The sequence below is a fragment of the Pseudomonas sp. PICF6 genome (genome assembly GCF_009831705.1).
In the GTDB taxonomy this organism is placed as follows: Bacteria; Pseudomonadota; Gammaproteobacteria; order Pseudomonadales; family Pseudomonadaceae; genus Aquipseudomonas; species Aquipseudomonas rhizophila.
In genome coordinates, this window is the sequence record NZ_WUUD01000033.1 from 254,807 (window position 1) to 263,774 (window position 8,968).

The window sequence follows — 8,968 nt, forward strand, 5'->3', positions numbered from 1 at the left end:
AGTGTGGGAGCGAGCCTGCTCGCGATGGGTGTGCAGCACCTCAGTTTTTGACCGGCGGCTTGCGCAGCAAGCTCAATGCCATCCCCGCGAGGACCAGTACGCTGATCAGCAACACCGCCCACAAGCCGATCTTCTTCCAGTTGGTCTCGACGGTCGCAGAGGGCGTTGCGGCAGCCGATGCCGAGGTCGCCACACCATCGGTCTTCGCCGTACCCAGCGTCGCCAGGCGTGACGGTTTGTAATCGGGCACCAGCGTGGCCAGTGGCAGGCTGGCCGCTTTCGCCGTCGCATTGCCCAGCGCCAGGCTGTAGGGCCCCTCGCCACGCGCCAGGAACACCACCTGGGTCGGGCGCACGGCAAAACGCAAGGCTGGCGCTTGGGCACCGAGGCCGCCGCCTCGCTCGTCCACCGTCAGCTTCAATTGCTGCACGGTCTGCCCCGACAGCTGCAGTTGGTTTTGCAGCACATCCTGGCCGTTCTGGGTCAGGCGATACAGCAAGCCGCTGCCCAGCGATTGCCACGGCTGGCTGCTTTCACGCCGTCCGGCCAGGGTCACCGGTGCCAGGCTGTTGGCCTGGCTCAGTTCGACCTGCACCTGTTCGACATTCAACCCCATGGGCAACTGCCAAGTGTATTGCCCAGCCTTCGTGGTGCTACCGGCCAAAGGCTGCGACCAGACCAACGGCAACGGCAGGCTTTCGCGACTGCCGCTCTGCAACTGGGCCGAGGTCAACACCGGCGCCGATGACGGCGATTCCCACAACAACCGCAGATAACGCGCCGGCTGTCCTGGCAAGCTGACCTCATGCTGCTCCACCCGCTCATCAGCAAAGGTCAGCCGCGCCACCTGGCCTTCGCCCCACGCCTGCCAGTGTTGCAGGTCGTCACTGGCTTCGATGGTGAAGCGCTGGAAGCCGTCGCGCTCGCTGGTCCAGTCGAGGATCAGCTGCTGCAAGGGCGCCTTGATCGCACTGGCATCCAGCAGCCAGCCGCGCAGTTCCTCCTCCCCCGCCTCGAGCCGGCTGGACGGTTGCACCTGCACCAGCGTGCCGTTGGCGCTCGATTGCACCCGTACGCTGGGCGCGCGCTCGTTGTCATCGGCGGCGTTGTACAACGGGAACCACTTCACGTCGGTGGTGCTGTTTTCCCGGCTCCGGGCCGTCTCGCGAACCAATGCGTAGGCCTGGGCCTGCCCGGCGGCGTTGAACACCCGCAGGTCGCTCAGATCGGTCTGGCGCGCTTGCAACTGAATCTCCAGGGGCAACGCCAGGCGATACCAAGGCCCCTCGCCGCTCAAGGCCAATGGCACCTGATGGGCAAAGTCCGCCGGCTGTTCCTGGGCCGTCACCGACAAGGCCACCCACAACCCCACCACGCCCAACCCGATGCGACTCAACTTGTGACTCAAGACGACACTCCCTCACTGACAGGTATTGGCGGCTCGGTCCGCGAGCCCCCTTCCGGGCGTTTTGGCGGCAGCGGCGCGAAGTAGCCCACCACCAACAGCAATACACCCACGCCGATAAACGACACGATCCGTGCCAGACCGCCACGGTTACTCAATTCGACAAAGAACAGCTTGGCCACCACCACGGCGATCAACGCCGCACCGATCAGCCAGACCTCACGACGATGGCGCAAATGCCCGCCGATCATCAGGCCCAGGGCAATCAGGGTCCAGACGATGGACAGCCCGGCCTGCACGAACATGGATTCGAGCAACGCATCCAGCTCGAACGGCACGCCGATCCAATGGTGGGCACTGCGCATCACCACGGCGGTGAAGAACGCGAACAGCGACACGCCAGCGATCAACTGGGCGACGTGTCCGGCATGACCCCACCGGATTGCCAGTTGCGCCACCGCGCTGCGGGCCCACGCGTAGACGCCAAACAAGGCGAACAGCAAGCCCAGCTCCAACGGGTTGAGCAGCGGCACATAGGGCAACGGCTCGGCGCTGCCGTCGCTGAAGGTGTTGGCCAGCCAGAACCAGCCCAGCATCAACAGGGCCAGGGGTGCCGCCGCGTACACACGATATTCGCGCGAATGGGCCGAGACCGGCCACGGCCAGGCCCGCGGCGCGGCCATCAGCACCAGGTACAGGCTCGGCAGAATCGCCCAACCCAGCCAGCGCCAGGCGTTGTACTGCTCGGACAACAGCAGCAGGCCGTAGCGCACCTCCAGCGCCAGCACACCGATCAGCAGCCAGCAACCGAGCACATGGGCGGTGCTGCGCGCCCGGGTCGGTAGCAGCGGTGCCAGACGTTTCAGGGAAAGCAAATGCACGGCGAACACGGCCAACCAGGCCAGCCAGCCGAAATCCGCCGCCGGGTGATAACGGCTGTGCCCGGTCGCGACCAGCACACAGCCGGCCACAGGTATCAGCAAGGTGCATAGCAACCCCATCGCCGGCCATTTCAAACGCAGGGCCAGCAATGCCCACAGCGCCACACTGATTGCCGCGACGATCAGCATCAAATGACCTTGCAGGTGCTGCGGTGCAAAGCGCAGCACTTCGCTGCCCCACGCCAGTGCCCACCAGCCTGCGCCCCAGACCAGCAGCAACTCGGACAACCGCTGCAAGCTCAAGGCCTGGAACACCGCCGACGGATGGCCGCGCTGCAATCGCCATGCGCCCACCAGTGCCGCCAGTCCCAGCACCAGCGGCGTCCAGAACCCGCTGTGGGCCAGGGGCCGCAGATCCTCGGCACTCAGCGGCCCGAGCAGCGCCGACCCGGCGGCAAGAAACGCCGCGCCGCCGATCAACTGCAACAACAGGCCAAACACGAAACTCACGCGCTGCTTCAGGTACAGGCTCAGCCAGATGATCAGCAGGCCGCTGGCCGCCCATACACCGCTCGCCGTTTGCCAGGGCAGGACGAAGAGCACGGCAAGGTTGATCAGCACCAACCCAGCCAGCAGCACCACCGACAGCCCGCGCAGCAATCGGACATCGTTGCGCACCATGTCATCGCGTGCCGCCAACAGCATGCCGCCAATCAGCGCCAGGCCGATCAGGGAGGCGCTGAGCAAACCGCTCCAGCCAGCGCTGAACACGGCGGTCGAATCCCCTTCGGCCCCCTGCAAACGCAACAGAAACAACGCGCCACCCAGCAGTTGTACTGCGAACGCCGTAAACAGGAAGCTGCGCGATTGCAGGCGCAGGCCCGCGAACAGCGTCGCCAGACCGGCCAAGGCCCAAGCGATGGCAGTGCCGTGAGTGAAGAAGAACAACGGCGCCAGCAGATAGAGAAAACTCAAGCCCAGCACTGCCAGCACCGGCAGGCCTTGGCGCTCCCAGCGTGTGGCGTGCTCAGGCGCGGTCTTGCGCAACTGGTAGAAACTGAACAGCAAGGCGCCACCCAGCATCAACGCCCCCAGCGGGGCGCCATCGATCAGGCTGCTGTCGCCCTGACGCAACTCGCTGACAAAAGCCAACGCCGAGCCCAGTTGCAGCAGCAAGGCAAAAGCCCGAGCCAAAGGCCGCTGCTGACGCAGGCCCAGCCAGAAAATCCCCGCCCCTTCCACGGCCCATGCCGCCGCGGTCCACCGAGCATCGAGGCCCAGGGGAATCGCCAGGCTGGCAAAAATCACCCCCAAGGCCAGGCAGGTTTCGGCCAACAGGACGGCGCGCCCCCCCATCAATACCCGCGCCAGCCCCATGTAGATGATGCCCAGGGCCAGGGCGCTGAACGCTGCGGCGAACTCCAGATGCTGCACCAGCGCGAACTGCAGACCGAACCCCACCAGGGGCGGGCCGAACAACAGGGTGCCGTCCACGTAGTCGCCCTTGCGGGCCGACCAGCGCAATAGCGCATCGCGGCCTTCGTCCTCGGGCCCGTCGCCCATTTCCAGCAGCTTGCGTCGGGTAAACAACAAGCCGATCGCCAGGTACATCAGGAAGAAAACAATCAGGAACGGCTCGGTGCTCCAGAGCACTTCCGGCCCATAAGAGCGCAAGCCCCAGGCGAAACCGATGCCGAAGGTGCCGACAAAACCAATCAGGTTGAGCAGGCGCCAGGCCTTGAACCAGGCAATCGCCAGAATGCCGGCATTGAGCAGGATGAAGTAGCTGAACAGCGCGACATGGTTACCGCTGCCGGTGGACGTCAGGATCGGCGCGGCAAACCCGCCCAACGCTGCCACCGCAGCCAGGCCGAGGGCATTTTGGGTGACCGCCAGAATCGCCGAGAACACCGTGACCGCCACCAGCAAGCCCAAGGCCGCTTTCGAGTCGAGCAGCGGATGCAGGCGCATGGCGGCGAACACGGTCAGGTACAGCACGGCGATCCCGGTGCCCTGCAACATCAGCGCGTAGTTGCTGTTGCGCTGGCGCAGCCACCAGCCCAGGCCTAACAGGCCCAACGCACTGGCCGCGACGCCGGCATAACGCAACTCGATGGGCACGACCATGCCTTCAGTGGCATAGCGCAGCAGAAACGCCAGGCCGAGGAACAACAGCACCACCCCGACCCGCAATACGGTATTACCGCCAAACAGCCAGTTACGCGCCCCCGCGACGGCACGCTCGAACAGATTCGGACCACGAGGGGCAGCCGGTTCCGGCTGGACCGGTTTGGGGGCGGCCGGCGCAGACTTCCATACGTCGTCGGGCAACGGCTGGCTGGCTTGTGTGGTCATCGCCGGAAGGGCTTCAAGGTCAGGCGGCAGTTCCCAGACCAGCTCCGGTTCAGGTGGAATTTCGGATTCCGGTGCCTGGGCCACGACGATCTCGGGCGATGGCGGCGGTTCGGAGGCTGCGACCGTGCTGCGCTCAAGCGCGATCAGCCGCTGCTCCAGTGCGCTCAAGGTGCGCTGGGCCGTTTGCAACTGGTTCTGCTGTTCGGCGGCGTGGACACCGAGGCGACGCAGACCAATCCCCTGAACGATGCCAAGGCCCAGCAACGCGCCTATCAGCGCATCGGCGAACGACTCATCCACCACCCAGCCAAATGCCAGGCCCAACAGCATCAAAATCCATTGCATGGTCGATATCCCTAAGCGGCCCTTTGCGGGCGTAACCGGGGTGAAGCGGTGCCTGGTTCAGTCTAGTGGAACCACACAAACCTTGTGGGAGCGAGCCTGCTCGCGATAGCGGTCCGTCAGTTACCAAACAGGTTGGCTGACACACCGTTATCGCGAGCAGGCTCGCTCCCACAATGGATTGCTGGCGCCTCAAGCACTAAACCGGCCACACAGCCCGGCGAAACTGGCGCGTAGTATATCGACCAAGCCCAACCACCGTTGGGCTTCGCTCACATTTCCTGCAACTGCTACTCCAGGGCTTTCCAGATGTCGGTGGCGTATTCCCGAATGGTCCGGTCGGAGGAAAACCAGCCCATGCGCGCGGTGTTGAGCACCGCCGAACGCCACCAGTGCTGGGCGTCGTGCCAACGTTCTTCGACCCTGGCCTGGGCATCCCAGTAAGAGTCGAAGTCGGCGCAGACCAGAAAGCGATCGTAATCCACCAGCGAATCGACAAGCCCGGTGTAGCGCATCGGATCGTCCGGCGAAAACACCCCGCCGCGAATAGCCTGCAACACATCGTTGAGGCGATGGGACGCGGCAATGTCCGGCGCGGCACTGAACTCGCCGTTCTGCTTGCGGGCCTCCACCTGCTCGGCCGTCAGGCCGAAAATGAACATGTGCTCACCGCCCACGCGCTCATGCATCTCCACGTTGGCGCCGTCCATGGTGCCGATAGTCAGCGCACCGTTAAGACCGAACTTCATGTTACTGGTGCCTGACGCTTCAAAACCGGCCGTGGATATCTGCTCGGAAAGGTCCGCCGCCGGGATGATGCTCTCGGCCAGGCTGACGTTGTAGTTGGGCAGGAACACCACTTTGAGCAGGCCACGCACGGTCGGGTCGTTGTTCACCACACGGGCGATATCGTTGGTCAGCTTGATGATCAACTTGGCCTGGTGATAACTGGCGGCGGCCTTGCCAGCGAAGATTTTCACCCGTGGCACCCAGTCCACTTCCGGTTCGGCGCGGATCGCCTGGTACAGCGCCACCGTGTGCATCAGGTTGAGCAACTGGCGCTTGTATTCATGGATCCGTTTGACCTGCACGTCGAACATCGCCGCCGGGTTCACGGCAACCCCCAAACGCTCGTGAATCAGATGCGCCAAGGCCTTTTTGCTGTGCAGGCGCTGTTCGGCGAACTGTTTGCGGAACGCCGGCTGATCCGCGAACGGCTCCAGCTCGATCAGGCGTTCCTCGGGGTTGTCGAGCACGCTCGGGCCCAGGGCATCGACCATCATCGAGGTCAGTTCAGCGTTGGCCTGAAACAGCCAGCGGCGGAACGTGATGCCGTTGGTTTTGTTGTTGATCCGCTCGGGATAGAGCTTGTGCAGCTCGGAGAACACCGTGCTGCGCATCAGTTGCGTGTGCAACCCGGACACACCGTTGACGCTGTGGGAACCGAGAAAGGCGAGGTTGCCCATGCGCACCCGGCGGCCATTGTCTTCTTCGATCAGCGACACCGCGCGCAGCACGTCGAAATCGTGCACCCCCTTGGACCGCAGAGCATCGATGTGCTGGGCGTTGATCAGGTAAATGATCTGCATGTGCCGGGGCAACATGCGCTCCATCAGCCCCACTGGCCAGGTTTCCAGGGCTTCGGGCAGCAGCGTGTGGTTGGTGTAGGAGAGCGTGTCCTGGGTGATCTGCCAGGCGGCGTCCCAGGCCACGTCGTAGACGTCCACCAATTGGCGCATCAACTCGGCCACGGCGATCGACGGGTGAGTGTCGTTGAGCTGGATCGCCGCGTGATCGCCCAAGGTCAATACCGAGGTGTGCATGTTGCGATGACGGCGCAACAAATCCTGCAGCGAGGCGGCGACGAAGAAATACTCCTGGCGCAGGCGCAATTCCTGGCCCGCCTCGGTGCTGTCGGCCGGGTACAGCACGCGGGAGATACTCTCGGCCCGGGCCACTTCCGCCACGGCACCCAAATGGTCGCCGGCGTTGAAGCGTTCCAGGTGCAGCTCTTCCATGGCACGGGCGCGCCACAGACGCAGGGTGTTGACGCTGGCACCGCGCCAACCCACCACGGGGGTGTCATAGGCGATGGCTCGCACGGTTTCGCCCGGAGACCAGACTTGCTTGGTATTGCCGGAGGCGTCGGTCACGGTCTCGACGCTGCCGCCGAAGCCGATCGGGTAAACCACTTCCGGCCGCTCGAACTCCCAGGGGTTGCCGAAATCCAGCCAGTGTTCGGTTTGCTCCTGCTGCCAGCCATCAACGATGGCCTGGCGAAACAGGCCGTGCTCGTAACGAATGCCGTAGCCATGGCCGGCAATGCCCAAGGTGGACATGCTTTCCATGAAACATGCCGCCAACCGGCCGAGGCCGCCGTTGCCCAACGCCGCATCGGGTTCGAGCAGGCGAATGCGCTCCAGATCCACGCCCAGTTCGGTCAAGGCTTCGCGCGCAGTGTCCAGCAGGCCGAGGTTGCTCAGGCTGTCATAGAGCAAGCGGCCGATGAGAAATTCCAGGGAGAGGTAATAAACGCGCTTCTGGCCCTTGCGGTAAATCTGCCGCGTGTGGTCCATCCAGTGCTCGACCATATGGTCGCGGGCGGCCAGGGCAATGGCTTCGAACCAGTCGTGATCAAACGCATGATCCGGGTCCTTGCCGACGGCGTAAGTGAGTTTGGTCAACACGGCATCGCGAAATGCAGCCACTTCGGCTTCGCGAACAAGTGGTTCTTGAGTCATTGATGAGACCTCGAACGAGCATGAAATTGTCTGAGCCTAGACGGTCTGACAGGCACTACAGGCGCAGGTTCGTTGGTTTTTCCATGGCGACGGAGAATCGCCGCCAGGGAATTGCCGTATGGGCGAATGAATGCAGGGGCCGTGCCGGTCCTGGGAGAGTTTTACCGGGCTCGAAAAAAAACCGGCAGATGGTCGTTCAAAATTTCACCAGTCCCGGTATGATCGCGCGCCCTGATGCATGCTGGTAAACCTTGATGATGAAGCCCAACCTGATCGCCGCCGCGGAGATCGACCGAATCGATACCTGGGCCAAGTACTCCGCGCCAATGTGCGGTTCCTGCGTGTCGAGCTGCTGCACACTGCCGGTGGAGGTCAAGATCAAGGACCTGATCCGAATCGGTATCGTCGATGAATTCGAACTGGGCGACCCGCCGAAAAACATCGCCAAGCGCCTGCAAAAGGAAGGGATCGTCGAGCGCTATAACCAGAAATCCGAAATCTTCACGCTCCAGCGCATGAGCAACAACGATTGCCTTTATCTGGATCGCAAGAGCCGGTTGTGCACCATTTATGAGAAGCGCCCGGATACCTGCCGCAACCATCCGCGGGTCGGGCCGCGCCCGGGGTATTGCGCCTACAAGCCCAAGGAAGTGGAGCGCGAGCGTAATCCGCGGACGTTGGACAAATTCTGATCTACAGATGGTTCAGCGGGGCCTGAACCATTGTCATCGCGAGCAGGCTCGCTCCCACACTGGATTGATGCCGGACACAACATCTGTATCCGCTGAAAATCCACTGTGGGAGCGAGCCTGCTCGCGATAGAGCCCTAAGAAGCGACGCACAAACTCCAGGCATAAAAAAACGCCCCTGATCTCACAATCAGGGGCGTTTTTTTCAGCCATTAACTAAGTCGAAACTCAGTTACCGCTTTTCTTGGCAGCGCGGGTACGCTCGCTTTCGCCAAGGATCTTCTTACGCAGGCGAATCGACTTAGGCGTCACTTCGCACAGTTCGTCTTCCTGCACGAACTCCAGCGCTTGCTCCAGGGTGAACTTGACCGGCGGAACCAATGCGATGGTTTCGTCTTTGCCCGAAGCACGCATGTTGTCGAGCTTCTTGCCTTTGGTCGGGTTCACGCCCAGGTCGTTGTCACGGCTGTTGAGGCCGACGATTTGACCTTCGTAGATGTCCTGGCCGTGCTCGACGAACAGCTTGCCGCGCGCTTGCAGGGTTTCCAGCGAGTA

4 protein-coding genes and 1 pseudogene are annotated in these 8,968 nt (G+C 62.9%); 1 reads left to right on the plus strand and 4 read right to left on the minus strand.

What is annotated here, in order from left to right; all coding sequences use genetic code 11:
• Positions 1-40 precede the first annotated feature (40 nt).
• From GSM73_RS23875 to GSM73_RS23885, 3 genes are all read right to left on the minus strand, one after another.
• Positions 41-1,408 carry a DUF3999 domain-containing protein gene (locus tag GSM73_RS23875; RefSeq protein WP_160893998.1) on the minus strand — a complete coding sequence of 456 codons (1,368 nt, stop codon included), beginning with the start codon at positions 1,406-1,408 and terminating at the stop codon, positions 41-43.
• Complete coding sequence (locus tag GSM73_RS23880) at positions 1,405-4,986, minus strand: DUF2339 domain-containing protein (RefSeq protein ID WP_160894000.1); 3,582 nt, start codon at positions 4,984-4,986, stop codon at positions 1,405-1,407. The genes GSM73_RS23875 and GSM73_RS23880 overlap by 4 nt, the downstream gene beginning before the upstream one ends.
• 287 nt (positions 4,987-5,273) lie before the next feature.
• Entirely contained in the window at positions 5,274-7,724 is a 2,451-nt protein-coding gene (locus GSM73_RS23885) for a glycogen/starch/alpha-glucan phosphorylase (protein WP_076383354.1), read from the minus strand.
• 254 nt (positions 7,725-7,978) lie between these two features.
• Between GSM73_RS23885 and GSM73_RS23890 the strand changes: the two genes are divergently transcribed.
• Positions 7,979-8,416 carry a YkgJ family cysteine cluster protein gene (locus tag GSM73_RS23890; RefSeq protein WP_047226919.1) on the plus strand — a complete coding sequence of 146 codons (438 nt, stop codon included), beginning with the start codon at positions 7,979-7,981 and terminating at the stop codon, positions 8,414-8,416.
• A 225-nt stretch (positions 8,417-8,641) separates the two neighbouring features.
• On the opposite strand, the pseudogene GSM73_RS27910 reads toward GSM73_RS23890, so the two are convergent.
• A pseudogene (locus GSM73_RS27910) lies at positions 8,642-8,968 on the minus strand (translational GTPase TypA); the annotation flags it as partial.